A 20,993-nucleotide genomic window follows, 5' to 3' on the forward strand; every position below is an offset into this window, starting at 1 on the left:
ATGATATGAAATTGATTTTCCTATTGAAAAGTATAGGGATCACTCGAATGAAGCACATATAGGTTTGCGTAATATAATTGTGCACTTCATTCAAGATAAAAAACAGGTTGCGGTTGACTCTAGTTTTTGGAGCAGGTCGGAAAGAAATGAATATAAGCGGCTTATCGAAAACGCCGGAGGGAAGTGGAGACTCATTTACTTGAAAGTGAATTGCGAAAGTGCCTTAAGATTCGTAGCCAACGCTTTGATGCAAATGCTGCCTTTATGATTACAGAGGAGTTGTTAACGACTTTTCTTAATTGATTTGAAGAGCCAAAAGATGAAGGAGAAATTGTCATAGATAATTAGAAAATCACTGACTGATATTTAAGTGACAAAAGGCAATCCTATAAGAATAGCCCTAAAACTTGCCGTTACAGACAGCGCGGAGAACCGTATCATAAGTGACGGCAATTTTTTTACAAAGTTTGGCAATATTTTGTCTCGCCCACACCATACCGTTGTACACAAAAAGGCCCCATAGGGGGCCTTAGTCTTGTCTATACACATTACCGCTTTTTGGAACCAAACGCGCCTTCTTCGTAGTATCAGAAGTTTTCTAAAACAATTTTTCCAATGGACCGTCCAGTTTCCAACTTCTCATGTGCTAAACGTAGGTTTGCTGCATTAATGGGTTCTAGTCGTTCATTTAGCGTAGTTTTTAATTTTCCATCATCGATTAAGTCCGCCAGGTCATTCAACAATTCGTGTTGTTTAATCATGTCTTTGGTATGAAACAAGGACCGTGTAAACATGAACTCCCATACAAACGTTACACTTTTAGAAAACAGCAAGTCCATTTTCAGGCTTCCTGCCCAGGTAGCCTTATCTGCAGGAACGATACAGCAAATTACACCTTGAGGGGTAATGACCTCCGCCATATTCGCTAGATGTTGTACAGTATCATTCAAGCAAAAGATATAATCTACGGTGTCTAGACCAACTTCCTTGAGCTGAGGTTGAAAAGGGTTGTTGTGGTTTATTATAAAATCCGCACCTAGACTTTTAACCCATTGAGTTGACTCTGGACGCGAAGCAGTACCGATGACAGTCAAACCTGCTAATTTGGCAAGTTGAATGGCAATCGATCCTACCCCTCCAGCTGCACCGATAATAAGTATACTTTTGTTTTCATTTGCGTTTAGGCTAATTCCTAAACGATCAAATAGGCCCTCCCATGCAGTTATCGAGGTAAGCGGTAATGCGGCTGCGGCTGCGAAATCCAAACTTTTCGGCATATTTCCTACAATTCGTTCATCAACCAAGTGAAATTCACTATTACTACCTGGTCGAGACACACTGCCCGCATAATAGATCTTGTCCCCAGGTTTAAACAATTGACAGTCAGGACCAACTTGTTCTACGATTCCAGCAGCATCCCAACCAAGAATTTTCGGTGATTGGGCTTCGTAGTTATGGTTTTCGCGAACACCTACGTCTGCAGGGTTGACAGAGATTGCCTTTACATTTACAAGCAAATCACGGCCCGTAGGTTCCGGTTTATCCAAATGCAGATCAATAAGGCTTTCCGGATTGGATATTGGGAGGTATCGGTAAGCACCGACTGCTTTCATCTTTTGGTTGGTATTCATGGATATCCATCCTCTCAAATAGGAAATGTTGTACAGTTGCATTGTAAATCAATTCGATTACTTTAAGTAAGTACGCATATTTTTATGATATAGTATTAAAAATCAAACCTTTAGGGAGATGAGCTGATGGGAGACCGAAGAAACAAATATGGAGCGAGTCCGGATATGCAAGCATGTCCGGTTGAAACAACGCTGGATGTTATTGGTGGAAAGTGGAAGGGGATCATTCTCTATCAGCTCCTGGACGGAACGAAAAGATTCAATGAATTTAGGCGCCTCAATCCAGGAATTACGCAGTTTATGCTCACATTACAGTTAAGAGAGCTTGAACGGGATGGCATCATTCACCGAGAAATATATAAAGAGATTCCGCCAAAAGTGGAATACTCCCTTACTGATTTCGGAAGGACTTTGGAACCGGTCATTATGTCTATGAAAGCATGGGGGGAGTCTTATAAAATGCGGCTTGATGAAAATCGAACGATACAAGGGGAGGAAAGTTAAAGGCAAGTTGGGTAACAAGCTAGGGGTGGGTACAAGGCCACAGTTACAGGAAGTAAATAGAATATACCAGGCCTGTTGATTAACTAAAAATAGGATAAAAAGAGCCGCCTTGAGCAGTGGAAAGGCTATCGCTCCGGCGTGGATCAAGCGTCGTTAAGTGGTTTGCCGACGGTTCATTACTCTACCTTCTCCGGGAAAGCCGCCGAGGTTCCTTTTGCTGTGTTCAAAACATGGTTTCACCAACTTCTTCAAAGCCGAGGACGAGCCGAACGGCGAACTTTACAGATTCCTCAGTAACTGCTGCTCATCGACTCGACCACCGTAACGGTAGGAAAGACTCGTCTGCCCTAGGCTCCTTATCATGGCGAACGAGCTGGCGTAAAGCTTCATGTCGCTTGGGATGCGACCTCTTTACAGCCTCGGCGCGTCGAAGAAACCACTGCCGTATGTCATGACGGCCCCCTGGATGAAGTCCTCACCGATCCGTCCTACACGCTGGTTCAAGATCGAGCCTATGGTAAAATCGAGCGTTTCGATCGATACCTGGAGCAAAAGCAAGGGTTTGTGATTCGCTTAAAAGAGAATGTGTTTTTTCGCTGGATCAAGCAACATTTGAATATTCCAACACGGTTTGGAACCACCGAAAATGCGGTGTATGGACAGTTGTTCTCAGCGCTTATCGTATACGTACTGTTAAAAACGATGTATGATCGCTTAAGCCTTCGTGTTCCCAAGCATGAAGCACTGGAGTTTGTTCGTTTTGCGCGCCTGCTCTTGCTAAATAAGCTTGCTGCTCATTGGAGATACCTTCTATATACCTTGAATATGAAGGATATCTTTCATCCTTAAATTCACAATAATTGGTTAATCAACAGGCCTGATAAAATAGATATGTAACCGAATAAAAAAAGCAACCGATTGGCATACGCTGCATTATGGCGCTCGGACGCTAGGACAGGTGGGACTAATTATGCTTGAAGTGCACGCAGTCACCCAGCAGGGAAAAGAATCAGGCAGCCTTGGCCTATGAAGCGACGAGCACATTTCCCCGCTGCAAAAAAGTCGTGCAAGCCATCCATGACCAAGGCTCCAAAGCCGGTCTTCAGCTTTGGCATGTCGGACGCAAAGGCTCGTTGCCCCAAGAAACAGCTGTATCTGCCTCTGGGTTGCCTCACCGCAAACAGTATCATCCACTGGATCGCACACTAAACCGAACAATTTCCACAATAATAGGTGTGCCGGAGAGAATTGCCTCTCCTTCGTTAAGGCGAATCGTCAGCGATGAAGGTGTTAGGCTATACAATGTGCTTTCTTGTACCATTCCATTAATGTATAGATTGGCATAACTATTGCTTCCGACATTAAAACGCTGAAAGGCCTCCTGTACACCATCTACAGAAAATTGATCCGCCATAATCGTGATTGAAGATTCAATTGTAGCAGGTGCTAAATAAAAATACCGCTCAGCTATGGGTATAATTTCAATATTTGAAATGTCAGCTGCCGGGCCGGTTGGGCCTGTTATACCTTGGGCTCCAGTAGGGCCCGCTATGCCCTGTGCTCCAGTAGGGCCAGGTACTCCTGTTGCACCTGAACTACCTTGGACTCCAGCCGGACCTGGCACTCCTGGCGCTCCCCGTGTTCCTGCTGGACCCTGTATCCCTGGTATTCCTTGGGCTCCCGGTGTTCCCGCAGTTCCCGGTATGCCTTGCGCTCCTGCTAAACCTGGAATACCTTGTATTCCTGTCAACCCACCTTCGCCTTGTACCCCTGTCAAACCGGGAATACCTTGTGCTCCTGCCGAACCAGGTGCTGCTCGCTTTCCCGTCTGGCTCATGCTCCTCCTCCGCTTGGTAGGAGTATTTCTACACCGCCGGTGCATGATTAGCTTTGGATGCTTTTTGACATGGAACCCCGTTTTTGTTCTACCTTTGAATGGATAACTTGTTTTACACTTTTTACGTTTGTTGGTCTTGCAATGTACAGTTCTCTTTCCTTGCCTTCTTAGTGATGAATCGCGTCTCCTCATACCAGCCGTATACACCTCCTTCTCACATGCTGATTTATATATTGTATGCACATCCCCCTTTAGGGTTTTAGGCATTTGTAACCTCCAGATTCCAAGTGTTCGCTTCCATCTATATTTGTAGCAAAATAGGGCCTTCTCCATTAACCCTATTATTTATAGAAAGGTTAATATGCCGTTTCCGAATAGGTTGAAAAATCATTTATTGATTAAGAGCCAACGAATGGCTCATACCAGTAAAGAAAGGAGATGAAAACTATGCCCATCATAAAACCTGTGTACACAGCAGTAGCTACTGCTCCCGTAGCAACTGGTGGTGCCATAAGTACGACTGTAACCCCAGCCGTGACTCGTTTTTTTGCAACCATTACAGCCGGGATGATCGGAGCAACAACAACAACTATTCCTGCTGCAAGCTTCGTAGATGACGCCGACGCTCCAGTAGTTGCTTTACCAACATTAACGGCTACTGATTCTGCTAATTATTATATTAATGGAGTTATTCAGCAGAGCTCCTTATTCACCCTGACCACGGCAAGTCTGGTCATTGCCTCTGTAGATATTACACCAGGTGTCCCCGCTGTCATAGAAATATCTGATTTTAGCGGCACAACCTCCACCATATCAACTCAGCCCACCATCTCTGCCCCTACCGTAACGATTATCACTTAAGACGTTTCATCCTTTTGATTCAAGATGGACTGAACGGTCATTCACGCTGTACATTACCTCATATAAGCTAGAAAAGACCGATTCAGATGTCGATATCTGAATCGGTCTTTTAGTTCAAAATGATTATATAATCATTTTTAAATGACTGGGTACTGTATGATTAAGGCAAAATAGCAAAGGAGCGCACCGGAAATCCGGGAGAATCCTGAATGCTCGGAACGATATTATATATGACCGCGCCCGTCGGAGGTACCTTGTCCAAGTTCGTCAGCACCTCAACTTGATACCGATCCTGCTCCAATATGTAATATTCCCCTACCAGCTTGCCAGCTTTGCGATAAGCTACAGAGGAATCGGTATCTAGTGTTTCATGTCCAATGGCAGCCACATTCCGTTCTTCTACCAAAAAGCGTAGCGCTTCCAGCGACCAGCCCGGGCAGTGTGCATCTCCGGCGTCATCATTGTTCGAGAAGGCGTCTGAATCAGGCCAACGCTTGCTCCAATCACTGCGAAAGGCAACAAAGGACTGATCTGCAATGCGTCCATGCTCTTTCTCAAAGTCCAAAATATCCGCAACCGTTAGTTCATAGTCAGAATTGGTTGCAACGGCTGCTGAACGGTCTATAACAACTAGCGGCAAAACCAGCTCCTTCAACGAAAGCTCATGCAAGTAACGTTTGCCCTTCACAAAATGAACGGGTGCGTCAATATGAGTCCCATACTGACCTGGAAAGCAGTATTGTTTTACAAAAAAGCCATCATCGTGGGTAAAAATGGTATCCACCTGAACATTATCGAATACGGGAAAATGAGGGATTTCAGGATAAAAAGCGTGGGACAAATCTACCCACTCTTTTTGCTTCAACAACTTCAAGATATCTGCTAAATGCTCTGCCATGTGCCCATTCCTCCTCAGCTTTATTACAAGCCATTTTACCTGAGGATTCTTCAAAAATCTATAAATCGATCTGCTAAACTAATATAGATTGCAATCGTTAACATTTTGGTAAAAACACAAAAACAATTCCATATATTCATATATACATTTCCTATTTCGTGTGATTGTTAACGTTTTCATTATTACATATACGTATTGATTGGAAAAAGAAGGGGACTATTGAATTATATAAAAAATTCGACAAAAATTTTAGTATGTAACTTTTATTATATTAACAAATACTGGAATGCGAAGTATGATAGAAAATGTAGAAACCACAGGAGCACCCGGGACTCCCTTCGTTCATCTACTCCATTAATCCAATATACGGAGGTATTTTATGAAAAAGAGATTTTCACTCGGAATCGCAGCAGCTCTACTGTTCAGTACTCTGGCTCCTATAGGTGCACCTGCTCATGCAGCCAGCGATATTGGCAAGGAGACGCTCGGCAGCAAAAACGGATGGGCAGCCTTTTCTACAGGCACAACAGGTGGAGCTGCGGCGACTACCTCCAATATTTTCACCGTAACGAATCGCAAACAACTTGTCGATGCCTTAGGCAAAAGCAGCAACACAGCGCCTAAAATCATTTATGTCAAAGGCACGATCAATGCCAACGTCGATGACAATAATAAACCGTTAGGATTGAACGACTACAAGGACCCAAAATATAATTTTGACGCCTACCTCAAAGCGTATGACCCATCCACATGGGGGAAAAAAGCTCCGTCCGGCACATTGGAAAAGGCACGCGAAGCTTCACAAAAAAATCAAGCCAGTCGTGTCGTCATTGATATTCCGTCCAATACAACCATTGTCGGGCTGGGTAGCGACGCCGTCATTAACGGCGCTAACCTCCAACTAAAAAAAGGGACAGACAACGTCATTATCCGTAATATTGAATTCCAGGATGCCTACGATTATTTTCCTCAGTGGGACCCAACAGACGGCAGCACAGGCAACTGGAATTCGGAATATGACAGCATTACAATTAACGGCGCCACACATGTATGGGTAGACCACAATACCTTCAATGATGGATCTCACCCCGATAGCCAAAACGGTACGTTTTACGGTCAAGAATACCAGCATCATGATGGACTTCTTGATGTGATTAACCAAGGCGATCTGGTTACGGCTTCTTACAATCACTTTTACGATCATGATAAATCGTCGATTATTGGCAACAGCGACAGCAAAACAGCAGATGAAGGAGCTTTACGTGTAACCTTGCATCACAACTATTATGAAAACACGGTACAACGCACACCACGCGTGCGGTATGGACAAGTCCATCTGTACAACAATTACTATACAGGTGATGTAAAACGCTCCGAATATCCTTCACTGTATATATGGGGCGCAGGTAAATCCTCCAAAATCTTCGCCGAAAACAATGTCATTGACGTTGCGGGATTATCCGCAGCCAAAATTGTGACTGTCTTTGGAGGAACTGCCCTGTCAGATACGGGCACAATCCTGAATGGACAAGCTGTTAACGCAGGCTCCAGCGCGGGTCTTAGCACCTCTGTAGGCTGGAAACCATCGCTGAACGATAAAATTTCCCCATCCGCCAGTGTGAAGGCAGAAGTCACTTCCCAAGCTGGTTCCGGTAAGCTGTAAACACTACCTGCTAACACAAATAACCACAGGCGCATACAACCTGCGATTTTACACCAAAAAAGGCTGTTTCCTCCGTAGAATAATTCCACACGGAGAGAACAGCCTTTTTTTTATTTTTCATTTGTTTAATTACAAATATAACACGCCTTAACTGCCGTATTGTTCTACCAAAACCGGCTTTTCAAATGCGTTATCCAGCTTGCGAAGTTTAGCCTTTACCGCTTCTGGTGGCTCAACCGCAGGCGCATCTGGATGCAGCAACCATGATTTCACAAAGTGTGTATCAGATAATTGAAAGAGTGGAGGCTCTTTCTCAAAGTCAATTTTCATAGCATAAGAACTGCGGGCTGCAAAAGCATCCCCCACAGGTGGGTGAAGCAGATCCGGAGGTGTTCCCGGAATAGCTGCCAGCTTCTGACCATGGCTGTCCAAACTTGGCATAGAAGCGAGAAGGCCCCATGTATATGGATGTTTCGGGTTGTAGAAAATTTCATTAACCGTACCTGTTTCCACGATTTGTCCTGCGTACATAACGGCAACGCGATCAGCCATCTTTGCCACAACACCGAGGTCATGCGTAATAAAGATGATGGAAGTATCGATCTTTTTCTGAAGATCCTTCATCAGCTCCAAAATTTGAGCTTGAATCGTTACGTCCAACGCAGTCGTCGGCTCATCGGCAATCAGAAGTTTCGGATTAGCAGCCAATGCCATCGCAATGACGACACGTTGACGCATACCGCCACTAAATTCATGCGGATATTGGTTAAAACGCTGTTCAGGATGTGGAATACCTACCAGATTCAGCAGCTCAATACCCCGCTTGCGAGCAGCATCCTTGGATATTTTTTCATGCTTGAAAAGCACTTCTGTGATCTGCTTGCCGACTTTCATCGTCGGGTTAAGCGAAGTCATTGGGTCCTGAGAAATCAGGCCAATTTCCTTACCACGAATTTTTTGCATTTGCTTTTCCGTTTTATTAATCAGCTCTTGTCCGTCAAACATAATTTGACCCTTTTGATAGATGCCCGGAGGGGTCGGAATCAACTTCATAACAGCTTGTGAGGTTACGCTTTTGCCTGAGCCGGATTCGCCCACAATCGCCAGCGTCTCTCCTTTATTGACATGAAAGTTTACGCCACGAATGGCCTGCACTAGTCCCTGACGGGTCTTGAAAGATATCGTTAAGTCCTTCACTTCCAAAAGGCGGTTCATCTCATCACTCTTTCATTTATTATTCATCACTATTATTGACCACTATCTAAAAAAACGACGTCCAGGAGTCAAGGTATATACGATTAATTTTACTCAGTTTAGTACCTACCAGTCAAGCTATATCTAAAATATCATCAAAAACCTCTCATACTATGTTAGATAAATGGGATATTAGGCCGAAAAAACGATCATTTTTAACCATTTCTGTACTCATTTATAACATGTGCTGGATATAGCTGAAGCGTGCTCCACCCAATGGCGAACGTGTGCAGAGTAGTTCTCCGTTCAATCGGGTAGCAATTTGACGACAAATAGCCAATCCAAGACCTGTGACACCATTCGAGCCCGCATAGAATCTTCCGAACACCTCGGCTGCCTCTTGTTCAGTCAGCCCTTCCCCATCATCATCCACATGCATAACCCATACAACCTCCGGTGTTGTCCCTATCTCCAAATAAATGACAACCTCCGTAGAGGTGTGCCGAACTGCATTTTGCAACAAATTCAACATCATACGGAACAATTGCTCGGCCGGAACGGCCACATGCAGGCCCTCTCCCTCCACTCGAAGCGAGATAGAACGTTCAGCAGCCACCGGCATCAATAGATGAACAGCATCCTCCGCCATGCTTCTTAGATCAATTAGAGATACAGGCCATTCCTCATTCAACGCTTCCAGCCTCGATAGCTGGAGCAGCTTTTCCACCATGTCAATTAACCGCTGGGACTGCACTTTGATGATACTCAGCCCCTCGTCCTGGGATACCACTTGATCCTGAATGGCATATACATAGCCTTGAATGGACATTAACGGTGTCCTTAGCTCGTGAGATACATTTTGTAGAAATTCAATTTGACCCTGGTGGTGCTGCTGAATACGGGCGGACATGGAATGAAAAGTACCGATCAGCTCGCCGATCTCACTTTTATCCGCCTGCGGAAAATCACTATCCTGTGGCTGATTCGGTTCGTAGTTGCCTACCGCCTCTTTCAATCGTTTGAGCGGACGCACCAGACGTGAGACAACCATCAGACCAATGACGAGAATCACCAAAAAACCCGCGATGATAGACAGTAATGTGGTTCTCATTAACGGTACATACAGTGCTCGCAAAGAAGATAAGGGTGAGTATACAAAAATACGAAAAGGCTGTCCGGGCAATTCTTCATTCGTAAACAGTACCTTTTTACCTTGAAGCACAGCTACCCCTTCATGTGTAGCGGTCAGATCCTGGGGAGACGGATGAACCGATGCAAAAAATCCCTGGCGGATCAAAAGCAAACGCTCGATCTTTTTGCCTTCCATTCCAGAGACGCTTGAGTCGATGATGCGGTTATCCGTGCTTAAAATAAAGTAATCGGCAGATAAAAGCACGCCCTTGATAACATAGTTCAATTCAGCATTATCCAGTCGATCAAAGCCTCCGTCGCTCATAATATGGACGGCTTTGCGCGCCTGCTCATGAAGCTTGGATTTGGCCTGATTCACCAGAATGTCGTCGATAAGCCTGATGAATAAAACGACCGTAATACAGACGGTAATAAGCATGGCGATGGACAGGGAAAGCAGTATTTTGGCTCTCATCGTACGCATGGTTACAACTCCTGAACTGTTGCTTTATATCCGAAACCCCATACGGTGTTAATGACGAGCGTAGAGTGGTATTCAGCCAACTTTTTGCGAATCCGTTTGACCAGATCATCCACGACTCTCACATCACCTATAAAATCATAGCTCCACACCTGCTGAATCAGATGCTCCCTGCCAAAAGGTCTTTCCAGATGATTCGCAAGAAACAGCAACAGGTCGAATTCACGTGAGGTCAAATTTAGCTCTTGTCCGTCCACTGTGACTTTACGAAAGTCAGCAAAAATACACAGATTGCCCGCATGGCATATATCTGCGCTTTCTGCCGCTTGCCTATCGTCCGATGCAGACATTCCGGCCTTACTCAGCCTCAGCATCGCTTTGACCCTTCCTACCAACTCCCTTGGATTAAAGGGCTTGGTCAAAAAATCGCTGCATCCCAGTTCCAGCCCGTGAATACGATCATTTTCTTCTCCACGGGCAGAGATCATAATGATCGGCATTTCTGTAAACTCACGAAGCTGAGTCAGTAGAGAAAGCCCATCAATGCCAGGCATCATAATATCAAGAACGAGACAATCCGGACGGTTCGTACGAATATGCTCTACCAGTGTTTTACCACTGGAAAAGGAAGTGACCTCGTAGGATTCTTTTTTCAAATATTCAGATATTAATTGCAAAATGAACACATCGTCATCCACTACTACTATTTTTGTCATGACCTTAACCCCTTGCCGTTGTTCTGGATGCTCCCATCCTCTCTTTAAGCTTAACAGAAGCCCAGCAAAATAGACAAAAGACGGGTATACCGTTCCCGGTCCCGTCTTTCTTATCATGAATCGCTGCTGTATCTGCCAGGCGAGTTGAAAGCTAGCTACACATTAATCTTATTTCTTGGTTGTTACTACTTTAGCTGCTGCTTTTGGAGTTGTTTTCACTGTTTTTGGGGCTGTTCTTGCTGGGACTACTTTTTTTACTGGAGCTTTGTGGGTCACTTTTTTAGCTACGACATGATGTGCACGAGTTTTATGAGCTGTTGCTTTGTGTTTAACAGCATTATGTTTTTTCACATGATGTTTAACTGTGCGGTGCTTCACTTTCACTGCTTTTGTTTTGTGGCTTGTCACTTTTTTCGCAACGGCTTTTTGGGCAGGGGCTTTCTTCGCTTGGGTTGTTGCTTTATGAGCTGTTGCAGCTTTTTTAACGGGTGCTTTCACCACAGGTGTTTTCGTCACAGGTGCTTTTGCCGGTGTTTTAGCAGCCGAAGTCGTAAACACAGGAGCTTTGGTTGCTGGTGCAGTGCTGGCTGGAGTCGTTGTTGCTGTAGCGGCGAATGCGCTGGTTGCCCCTCCCAGTACGCTTACTACGGTCAATACGGCTGCTGCATTTTTAGTCCATTTTTTCATGATTGAATCACCTCTCCTTTAAAGTATCTTTAGCTTATCAGGAGAATTCGGGATAATTGTGGAGCAAATGTGTGAAAAGTATATGAAAAAGCGTGCAGCCCTGTATTTAGAAAATACATGAGTCTGCACGCTATGAGTTCTACAATAACCATCTTCAACTAGCCAATGGCGATCCAGGAAATAATACCATAGTTATGCGCGGTTTCGTTCCACTTGGTTACGACGATCACTGCTCCATTCGGCGTCTGAGATTTCAGCGTCGCATGAAAGAGAGGGTGGTTCGTCATCGCTACCAGCGTGTAGTCTGGGTTTACAAAAGGCTCCCCGAATACAATGGTCACTTCCGTCTCTCCTTCACTGCCTTTCAAAAGAAATGGCGCTCTGCCGAACTGCTGCAATGCGGGCTGATTCGCACAAGTACGGACCGGAGTGATGCTCAAATGCTCCGGCTTCACTGCGTTCAGCTCCAGCTCACGCGAGCCTACAGAGCCTTCCACCAGATGATGACCTTCAATGCTCTGCTCTGCCACATGATGGCTTTGTACCGCAGCAGCCTGCAGATGCTCTGGTCCCACAGCTTCCGGGCTCAGCACCTCGCTGTCGACGGCCTGAGCTTGCAGATGGCTACGAGATACACTGTTTGCCTGAAGTCTGTCGCCACTGACACCTTCCTCTGGCAAAAGTCCCGAGAGATGAATATCTGTGGACAGCTGAGCCAGTGTCACCGAGCCCGGCTTTAGGTGATGCGAATCAATAACTTCCTCTCCAATGTGGTGGCTTTCAATAGCTTCCTCAGCCACATGGCGGGACTGTACCGTTCCGTCTGCCAGCTTGCTGGACGTCACCGCTCCTTCCTGTATAGCATCCTCAGCCACCGCCTGCCAGCCTACATGCTGTGGCTGAATTGCCCCTGCTTGCAGGTGCTCCGACTGGATTGAATCCAGCGCGATATGCCTGGACTGCACCACGCCCTCTGCCAGTGCGGACCCTTGGATCGCCCCCTCGGCCAAATGCTGAGCGTGTACGGCATGCTCCGTTAAATGCACGGAGTTTATGCTGGCTTCTGCCAAATTCGAAGCACGCACCGCCCGAAGTGCAAGCTTCTCAGCGTTCACGCTGCCTGCCTGAAGCGCGTGAACCGATATACTCCCCGGCGCAATATGCCGAGTCAGCACTGCCGAAGCCTGTAAATGGTCAGAGGTGACGGATTCAGGAGCCAGATGGCTCGACTGGACGGCCTCTTCTGCCAAATGATTGGCTTGCACCGCTTCGTCCGTAATATGCCACGGCTGGACCGAATGAGGAGATATTTTGGCAGCAGTCACGCCATCATCCGCCAGTTTATCGGACGTAACGGACTCATTCTGCAAAGCATCGGTCGATATTGCTTGTGAGGCGATATGCACACCCTGAATGGTTCCAAGGTGCAGGTGGTGCGGCTGAATCGACTCCGGTGCGATATGCACGGACTTCACTGCCCCCTCTGCCAGCGCTCTGTCCTGTACTGCGCCAGGTGCCAAGTGCCGGGGGTGTACGGCATGCTCAGACAACTGTGAAGGGCCGACGCTTCCTTCCGCGAGATTCGTCGCTTGCACCGAGCGTGCCGCCAGCTTTTCCGAGGTGACGCTTTCTGCTTGAAGCGCACGACCTGACACACTGTCCTGGGCTAGATGTCTCGCAAATACCGAGGAAGCCTGTAAATGATCAGAGGTGACGGATTCAGGAGCCAGATGGCTCGACTGGATGGACTCTTCTGCCAAGTGATTGGCTTGCACCGCTTCGTCTGTAATATGCCACGGCTGGACCGAGTGGGCTGACAGCTTGGCGGCAGTCACGCTCTCATCCGCCAATTTGTCGGACGTAACGGATTCATCCTGCAAAGCATCGGTCGATATCGCCTGTGAGGCGATATGCACACCCTGAATGGTTCCCATTTGCAGATGATGCGACTGGATGGACTCCGGTGCGATATGCACGGACTTTACTACCCCTTCTGCCAGCGCTCTGTCCTGTACTGCGCCAGGTGCCAAATGTCGGGGGTGTACGGCATGCTCAGACAACTGTGAAGGGCCGACGCTTCCTTCCGCGAGATTCGTCGCTTGCACCGAGCGTGCCGCCAGCTTTTCCGAGGTGACGCTTTCTGCTTGAAGTGCACGACCCGACACACTATCCGGGGCCAGATGGCTCGCAAACACCGAGGAAGCCTGTAAATGGGCAGAGCTGACGGATTCCCGGGCCAAATGGTTGGACTGGATGGACTCTTCTGCCAAATGATTGGCTTGCACTGCTTCGTCTGTAATGTGCCATGACTGGACTGAGTGGGCTGACAGCTTGGCGGCAGTCACGCCCTCATCCGTCAATTTGTCAGACGTAACGGACTCATCCTGCAAAGCATCGGTCGATATCGCCTGTGAGGCGATATGCACACCCTGAATGGTTCCCATTTGCAGATGATGCGACTGGATGGACTCTGGTGCGATATGCACGGATTTCACTGCCCCTTCTGCCAGCGCTCTGTCCTGTACTGCGCCGGGTGCCAAATGTCGGGGGTGTATCGCCTGCGCGGACAGATGTGAAGGGCCTATGCTGCTTTCCGCGAGATTTATCGCTCGTACCGAGTGTATCGCCAGTTTTTCCGAGGTGACGCTTTCTGCTTGAATCGCACTACTGGATACGCTATCCGGGGCCAGATGGCTCGCAAGCACCGTCGAAGCCTGCAAATGGACAGAGCTAACGGATTCCCGGGCCAAATGGTTGGACTGGACAGCCTCTTCTGCCAAATGATTGGCTTGCACCGCTTCGTCTGTAATGTGCCACGGCTGGACCGATTGGGCAGACAGCTTGGCGGCAGTCACGCTCTCATCCGCCAGTTTGTCGGACGTAACGGACTCACCCTGCAAAGCATCAGTCGATATGGACTGTGATGCGATATGTTCTCCCTGAATGGTTCCCATTTGCAAATGATGCGGCTGGATGGACTCCGGTGCGATGTGCACAGATTTCACCGCTCCATCTGCCAACACTCTGTCCTGTACTGCGCCTGTTGCCAAGTGCCGGGTGTGTATCGCTTGCGTAGACAGATGTGGAGGGCCGACACTGCCTTCCGCGAGATTCGTCGCTTGCACCGAGTGTGCCGCCAGCTTTTCCGAGGTGATGCTTTCTGCTTGAATCGCACTACTGGATACGCTATCCGGGGCCAGATGGCTCGCAAGCACCGCCGAAGCCTGCAAATGAGCAGAGCTGACGGATTCCTGGGCCAGATGGTTGGACTGGACAGCTTCTTCTGACAAATGTTTGGCTTGCACCGCTTCGTCTGTAATGTGCCACGGCTGGACCGATTGGGCAGACAACTTGGCGGCAGTCACACCCTCATCCGCCAGTTTGTCGGACGTAACAGACTCATCCTGCAAAGCATCGGTCGATATGGACTGTGACACGATGTGCTCTCCCTGAATGGTTCCAATCTGCAGATGATGTGGCTGGATGGATTCCGGTGCGATGTGCACGGACTTCACTGCCCCCTCTGCCAGTGCTCTATCCTGTACTGCTCCAGCTGCCAGATGCCGAGTGTGTACCGACTGCGCAGAAAGATGTGAAGGGCCTATACTGCCTTCCGCGAGGTTCATTCCTTGTACCGAGCGCGCTGCCAGCTTTTCCGAGGTGACACTTTCCGCTTGAAGCGCACGACCTGACACACTATCCGGGGCCAAATGTCTCGTGAGCACCGAGGAAGCCTGTATATGCACCGAAGTGACCGCTCCTGCAGCCAGATGTGCCGAATCCACGGCCGCCACAGCCAAATGGTTGCTTTGTACAGCTTCGTCCATAATATGTCCGGACTGCACGGCATGGGCAGACAGTTTAGTGGGAGTTACGCTTCCCTCCGACAGTTTGGCAGAGGTGACCGATTCATCCTGTAAGGCCGGAGTCGCTATAGCTTGCAATGCAATATGCTCTCCCTGAATGACCCCGCTTTGCAAGTGCTCTGATTGGATGGATTCTGCTGCAAGATGCTCAGACTTCACAGCATTCTGGGCTAATATCGTGTCCTCTACTGCTCCTGCTGCCAAATGTCTGGTTTGTACGGCCTGTGCTACCAAATGTCCGGGTCCCACGCTGTTTTCCGCCAGGTTGGAAGACTGCACAGCCCTAGCCGCTAACTTCTCAGAAGTGACGCTTTCCGACTGAAGGGCATGGCCGGACACACTATCCGGGGCGAGATGTTTGGTTTGGATCGAAGCAGACTGCAAATGGTTAGAGGTGACGGATTCCGGAGCGAGATGATTCGCCTCCACTGCTTCAACAGCCAGATGGTTGCTCAGCACCGCTTTATCTGTAATATGCCATGGCTGCACAGAACGAGCAGACAGCTTGGAGGAAGTGACACTACCCTCAGCTAACTTAGGCGCAGTAATCGCCAAATCATTGATTTTATCCGTGGCTACACTTTCCGGCGATAGTTTCAACGAAGTAACGGCATGGTCTTGCAAATGGTGGGAGTACACCGCTCCGTTTGCCAAATGCGCGGTTTGAACAGCGCCTTCACCTAGTATGTCTGCGGTAACGGACTGTTCTTGCAACGCCGCGGTTCCGACACTGTCTTCCCCAAGATGTTTGCTCAGCACAGAACTCTGGGCCAGATGGGTCGAATCGACGGATTGAGCCTGCAATGCCTTTCCACCCACACTATTGTCGGCAAGGTGGTTTTCACGAATTCCCCCCGTTGCAATGTGTGCATGTGTAATGGCTTGAGATGCAATCTTATTTCCGGTTACCGCTCCTGTGCCAATTTTAGGTTCCGTCACTGCTTCGTCAGCGATTTTGTCAGACTTAATCGCGCTCGAAGCAATGTGATTTTCCTTGACAGCCTGATTCGCCACATGGTGTTCCAGCACTGCTCCCTTCCCTAATTTCTCGCTTGTCACAGCCCCTGAATGCAAATGTTGCTCCGTAACCGCCTCTGGTGCAATATGATCTTTCCGAATAATTTCGGTTTGAAGATGCACGGAAGAGACTGCCTCCGGAGAGATCTGAGGCCCTTGTATAGCTGCTGTTGCAATATGTCTGGTAAGTACTGCCTCATCGGCAATTTTGTGTGGGAGAATGCTCTGATCCGATATTTTGGATGAAGTGACGGATTGATCAACAATTTGCAATGAGCCTACAGACTGATCTGCCAGTTTATTGGACTGAATACTCCGATCCGCGATATGCCGGGCTGTTACTTGGCCTGTTCCAAGCTGTTCTTCCCCGATGGAGCCAGGACTCAGATGCTTTCTTTCAATCGCTCCAGCCTGAATGTGCGTACTGGTCACTGCCTCAGACTCCAGATGACGCCCACTGACAACACCTTCCTCCAATTGTTCCTTGCCCACAATTCCATTGGATAGCTGCTTGCGATTAATCGAACCGGGGGCCAGATGCCTTGCATGAACGGCATGCTCGGTCAGGTGTGCACTCTCAATGCTGCCAGCTTGGATTTTAGCTCCATCCACAGCCCCATCCCGCAGTTTGGAAGTGGTCACAGATTGATCGCCCAGCTTGGAGCTATCAACAGCTTCATTAGCCAAATTGTTCGATTGAATCGTACCACTGCGAATTTTATCAGAGGTAACCGACTGATCTTGAAGCATATCTGAAGACACGATCCATTGCTTGAAGTGACGGCTCTCAATGGAACCATTCGCAATATGATCGCCGCTGATAATCTTATCAGCCAGCTTCTCAGGAGTGATGCTGCCATCTCGAAGTTTTTCACCACCGATGGAGCGATCCTGCAATTTACTGCCTGACACCGATGCGTCCGATAGATGTTCCACCGTAATGGAGTCTGGGGCAATCTTGGAAGAAGTCACAGCACCGTCGGCTATCTTAATCGTTTGAACTGCATAATCCGCCAGAGACTCCGTGTGGATGCTCTCTTGTTTCAGTTTGCTGAAATCTATGGAAGCGGGAGCGATCTTCTCACCCGTCACAGCGAAATCGCTCAAATCGTCTGTATAGATGAAAGCATTGTTTACATGCGGGGCTTTCTTATTGCTCAAAATTTCCTCCACATCAATTGGATCAGGTTCTGGCTCCGGCTCCGGCTCTGGTTCTGGTTCTAGCTCTTGGGGTTCCTCCATCGACACTTGAGTCTCCTCTGCATCCGCACCTTCAACCTCTGTCTCATGCGAAGCCTCGACTTCAGGTTCGACAACAGTCTGTAGCACCGGCTCCTCTTTGGTTGGGGGAGGCGGAGAAGCAACTTGATGAAGTCTTGCTTCTGTCTCCCTCTCCGCAGGCTGTGGCTTCACGCGCTGTATCATACTTAATTCATTCATATCCGGGTCAATTACACTATAGAGCGGCTTTTTGTTTCTTATGGTTTTGCGGCTCTTATTCTTCAAGCAGCTCTCTCCCTTCTCGTATTTATCGTTACAGCATCATATGCAGGCCCTTAGGCACTTGCCACCCCGTGCAAGGATACACTTTTGGGTAAAAAGGTTACTTACTGAAATCCACGTTTGAAAAAAAATAGTTAAAAGTTAAAATAGTAAGGGTGAAGATCGCTACAAGAAGAGAGGAATTACAATAACATGATTATCAAACCAAGAACACGTGGCTTTATCTGCACCACTGCTCATCCGGTGGGCTGTGCCCAACATGTTCAGGAGCAAATTGACTATGTACAGGCCCGTCCTGCTATCCAGGGACCCCGTAATGTACTTGTGATCGGGGCATCTGCCGGATATGGGTTGGCTTCTCGCATTACTGCCGCCTTCGGTGCGCGTGCCAACACAATTGGTGTATATCGCCCTAGTAACGCTACGGCAACACGTACAGCATCGGCAGGCTGGTACAATTCTGCTGCATTTGAAAAAGCTGCTCAGGAAGCTGGGCTTAAATCCTTAAGCGTGACAGGCGATGCCTTCTCGGATGAGGTCAAAGCCAAAACGGTGGAAGCCATTCGCGAAGAACTGGGACAAGTCGATCTGGTGGTTTACAGTGTCGCTTCAGGTCGCCGTACAAATCCCCGCACAGGCGAAACGTTTAATTCCGTACTCAAACCTATTGGTAAGCCTTACACAAACAAGACCGTTAACTTCCACACCGGGGAAGTCAGCAGCGTGACGCTCGAACCCGCAACAGAAGAAGAAGTACAAGCAACTGTAGAGGTTATGGGTGGTGAGGACTGGAAATTGTGGATTGACGCCTTGCGTGAAGGCGGTGTATTGGCTGATACTGCAACGACCTTCTCCTTTTCGTATATTGGTTCAGATATTACGCAAGCCATCTACAGAGAAGGCAGTATCGGAAGTGCAAAGGATCATCTAGAGGAGACAGCACGTCAGCTGAATGATCAGCTGAAAGTTACAGGCGGACGCGCCTTCGTCGCAGTCACCAAAGGACTCGTTACCCAATCTAGCTCCGCTATCCCTGTCGTTCCTCTGTATATTTCTGCTTTATATAAGGTAATGAAGGAAAAAGGGCTGCATGAAGGGTGCGTAGAACAGAGCTACCGCCTGTTTGCTGAGCGTCTGTACGCACCAGAAACTCCTGTAGATGAAGAAGGACGTATTCGTATTGATGATTGGGAACTACGTGAAGACGTGCAGGCAGAAGTTGAAAAAATATGGGAGGCGCTGACGACCAACAATATCTACGAATTGTCCGATCTTGAAGGATATCGTCGCGAATTTTTCCAACTGTTTGGCTTTGAGTTCGAGGATGTAGACTATGATGCTGACATTGATCCCATCGTAAATATTCCTAACGTGCGCTAAGTCTTTTAATATCGTCATTATGTCGAAAAACAAAAAAGCTGTTCTCCAGCAGAGAAACATTTCGTTCTGCATGGAGGACAGCTTTTGTTTTTAATTAAAAGGGACACTTATGTCCGCTTTGAACTGCAAAATGAAGCAAACATTGCAATTTTAAATTTCATTTGATATTGTACCAGTAGGCATAGCAAAGTCCCTCTTCCTGACAAGAGGGTAAACACAGTTGGACAAGTCCTACCTTGACTGACCGTGATACTATTTGCTCAGCCCATCACAACCATATAAGGAGGTGTACAACATGGCAAAAGACGTTCTGTGTGAAGTCAATTCATGTACGTATTGGGCCCAAGAAAATAAATGTAGCGCTAGCTCCATTTACATCGTAAGCAACAGACCTGAAGACACTCACAAATCCGAAGAAACAGACTGCAAAACCTTCGAAGCCAAGTAAATCTTTGATTTCAAGCCTAGCTTTATAATGAAGGAGCCCATGCCCGGGTTCCTTCTTTCTTATGATATTCTAACAAGAATGATAATTATTATCAAGTTCTTTTTTGCAGTAATGGATTGAATCTTTCGAAGCACAAAAGAAGCGTTGCCTGAACGATTCGCTCCGCTTCTTTTGTTTTTCTGTATAAGGTCAATTACTCAACGGGATTACCATTTCTAAGTCTTTATGGTATGTTTTTACCTCTTTACCCTGGGCATCCTTCATAGGCGCCCATTTCTTGTTGACGGTCAGCGTATACGGCCTGATGGTGATGGAAGAGGGTCTGGTTGCAAACGGAGCATACATTTCAACTTCGTGATAATTGAGCGCCGGAGCCTTGTTATAAATTCCCATCAATTCTTGAGCAATCAGTTTGCCTTGCGGGTCCGCAATGTCATAATACATCTTGGTTGCACTCCAATTTCCAGTCTGTTTGGATGTACTCGGCACTTTACCATTGCTGTCAATAATGATCCGGGTATTGGCCGAGGAGAGCTCAATCTGCTTGACGGTATAACTGAAATCTCCGCTGCTCTGCGTTTTTTCCGGCTTAAGGACCAGTTTGTCCTTCACCGTATTCTGCACAGGCACCTTAAATGAAAACGGTTCTTTAATGCCGCTAACATTGATTTTTAATGCCATTTCAAATGAGTCTGGCAGATTTTTTTCAGATAATCCTTTGTCTATTGCGATTTCTAATGTATTATCCAACATTTTTTTATTTTCGTCGAATACCGCGTTTGAGACTCTCAATAAACTTATTTTTTCTCCATTAATAGATATTTGAGGATCTATTAGGTAACCCTTTTCTAACTTCCGGGATTTGTCCTTGCTGAAAGGAGGCATTGTGCTGATCTTGTTGATCCCCTTGCGTTCAATTTGCACGGTCAGACGAATCCCGTCATATTTCACCTTTTTGACCGTCAGTGTGACGCCATCCCGTGTCAGACTGCTTGCGCTTGCCGCCGGGGCAGTTGATTGTGCAGCTGCTGCCTGGATTTGCCATGCAGTATCGGAAATCGTCACTCCTGTACCCATAATCATAGTTACTGAAGCTAGAATAGCCGATTTGAATATTATACGCTTCACTTTAATATATTGCTTCATTCGTATTTCCTCTCCTTTATCGTCCGGGTT

14 protein-coding genes and 1 pseudogene are annotated in these 20,993 nt (G+C 47.3%); 6 read left to right on the plus strand and 9 right to left on the minus strand.

What is annotated here, in order from left to right:
* Nucleotides 1–587 precede the first annotated feature (587 nt).
* The gene (locus T3H97_RS18785) at nt 588–1,631 is read right to left on the minus strand and encodes a zinc-binding alcohol dehydrogenase family protein (RefSeq protein ID WP_328800552.1); all 1,044 of its coding nucleotides are present in this window, start codon (nt 1,629–1,631) and stop codon (nt 588–590) included.
* 126 nt (nt 1,632–1,757) lie between these two features.
* On the opposite strand from T3H97_RS18785, the gene T3H97_RS18790 reads away from it, so the two are divergent.
* Both T3H97_RS18790 and T3H97_RS18795 read left to right on the plus strand, forming a co-directional pair.
* Nucleotides 1,758–2,135: a winged helix-turn-helix transcriptional regulator gene (locus T3H97_RS18790; RefSeq protein ID WP_226002244.1), complete on the plus strand. Its 378-nt coding sequence runs from the start codon at nt 1,758–1,760 to the stop codon at nt 2,133–2,135.
* A 381-nt stretch (nt 2,136–2,516) separates the two neighbouring features.
* Nucleotides 2,517–2,984 (plus strand): annotated as a pseudogene (locus tag T3H97_RS18795) (hypothetical protein); the annotation flags it as partial.
* 337 nt (nt 2,985–3,321) lie between these two features.
* Here the strand turns inward: T3H97_RS18795 and T3H97_RS18800 are convergent.
* Nucleotides 3,322–3,972, minus strand: a complete 651-nt coding sequence (locus tag T3H97_RS18800; RefSeq protein WP_328800553.1) for a DUF4183 domain-containing protein — start codon at nt 3,970–3,972, stop codon at nt 3,322–3,324.
* Nucleotides 3,973–4,419: 447 nt separating this feature from the next.
* On the opposite strand from T3H97_RS18800, the gene T3H97_RS18805 reads away from it, so the two are divergent.
* On the plus strand, nt 4,420–4,833 hold the full coding sequence (locus T3H97_RS18805; RefSeq protein WP_013311418.1) for a DUF4183 domain-containing protein: 414 nt from the start codon (nt 4,420–4,422) through the stop codon (nt 4,831–4,833).
* Between the two features lie 160 nt (nt 4,834–4,993).
* On the opposite strand, the gene T3H97_RS18810 is transcribed toward T3H97_RS18805, so the two are convergent.
* Nucleotides 4,994–5,731, minus strand: a complete 738-nt coding sequence (locus tag T3H97_RS18810) for a cyclase family protein (RefSeq protein ID WP_328800554.1) — start codon at nt 5,729–5,731, stop codon at nt 4,994–4,996.
* A gap of 379 nt (nt 5,732–6,110) precedes the next feature.
* Here T3H97_RS18810 and T3H97_RS18815 point away from each other — a divergent pair, with 379 nt between their 5' ends.
* Nucleotides 6,111–7,394 (plus strand): pectate lyase family protein, encoded by a 1,284-nt coding sequence (locus T3H97_RS18815; RefSeq protein WP_328800555.1) that lies wholly within the window; start codon nt 6,111–6,113, stop codon nt 7,392–7,394.
* 147 nt (nt 7,395–7,541) lie between these two features.
* Here the strand turns inward: T3H97_RS18815 and T3H97_RS18820 are convergent, their stop codons facing one another.
* The 5 genes from T3H97_RS18820 to T3H97_RS18840 form a co-directional block, all read right to left on the minus strand.
* Entirely contained in the window at nt 7,542–8,609 is a 1,068-nt protein-coding gene (locus T3H97_RS18820; RefSeq protein ID WP_013311421.1) for an ABC transporter ATP-binding protein, read from the minus strand.
* Nucleotides 8,610–8,823: 214 nt separating this feature from the next.
* Nucleotides 8,824–10,203, minus strand: a complete 1,380-nt coding sequence (locus T3H97_RS18825) for a sensor histidine kinase (RefSeq protein WP_328800556.1) — start codon at nt 10,201–10,203, stop codon at nt 8,824–8,826.
* A gap of 2 nt (nt 10,204–10,205) precedes the next feature.
* Nucleotides 10,206–10,916 carry a response regulator transcription factor gene (locus tag T3H97_RS18830; RefSeq protein ID WP_023989808.1) on the minus strand — a complete coding sequence of 237 codons (711 nt, stop codon included), beginning with the start codon at nt 10,914–10,916 and terminating at the stop codon, nt 10,206–10,208.
* A 168-nt stretch (nt 10,917–11,084) separates the two neighbouring features.
* Nucleotides 11,085–11,603: a hypothetical protein gene (locus T3H97_RS18835; RefSeq protein ID WP_328800557.1), complete on the minus strand. Its 519-nt coding sequence runs from the start codon at nt 11,601–11,603 to the stop codon at nt 11,085–11,087.
* 158 nt (nt 11,604–11,761) lie between these two features.
* Nucleotides 11,762–17,992 (minus strand): WIAG-tail domain, encoded by a 6,231-nt coding sequence (locus tag T3H97_RS18840; protein WP_328800558.1) that lies wholly within the window; start codon nt 17,990–17,992, stop codon nt 11,762–11,764.
* 189 nt (nt 17,993–18,181) lie between these two features.
* Here T3H97_RS18840 and fabV point away from each other — a divergent pair, with 189 nt between their 5' ends.
* Nucleotides 18,182–19,369: an enoyl-ACP reductase FabV gene (gene fabV / locus T3H97_RS18845; RefSeq protein WP_328800559.1), complete on the plus strand. Its 1,188-nt coding sequence runs from the start codon at nt 18,182–18,184 to the stop codon at nt 19,367–19,369.
* Nucleotides 19,370–19,664: 295 nt separating this feature from the next.
* Nucleotides 19,665–19,817, plus strand: coding sequence for a DUF1540 domain-containing protein (locus T3H97_RS18850; RefSeq protein WP_013311427.1), 153 nt, complete (start codon nt 19,665–19,667; stop codon nt 19,815–19,817).
* 189 nt (nt 19,818–20,006) lie between these two features.
* Here the strand turns inward: T3H97_RS18850 and T3H97_RS18855 are convergent, their stop codons facing one another.
* Nucleotides 20,007–20,963, minus strand: a complete 957-nt coding sequence (locus T3H97_RS18855) for a DUF5643 domain-containing protein (protein ID WP_328800560.1) — start codon at nt 20,961–20,963, stop codon at nt 20,007–20,009.
* Between the last annotated feature and the right edge of the window lie 30 nt (nt 20,964–20,993).

Source organism: Paenibacillus sp. LX16, from assembly GCF_036252815.1.
GTDB classification, from domain to species: Bacteria; Bacillota; Bacilli; order Paenibacillales; family Paenibacillaceae; genus Paenibacillus; species Paenibacillus polymyxa_B.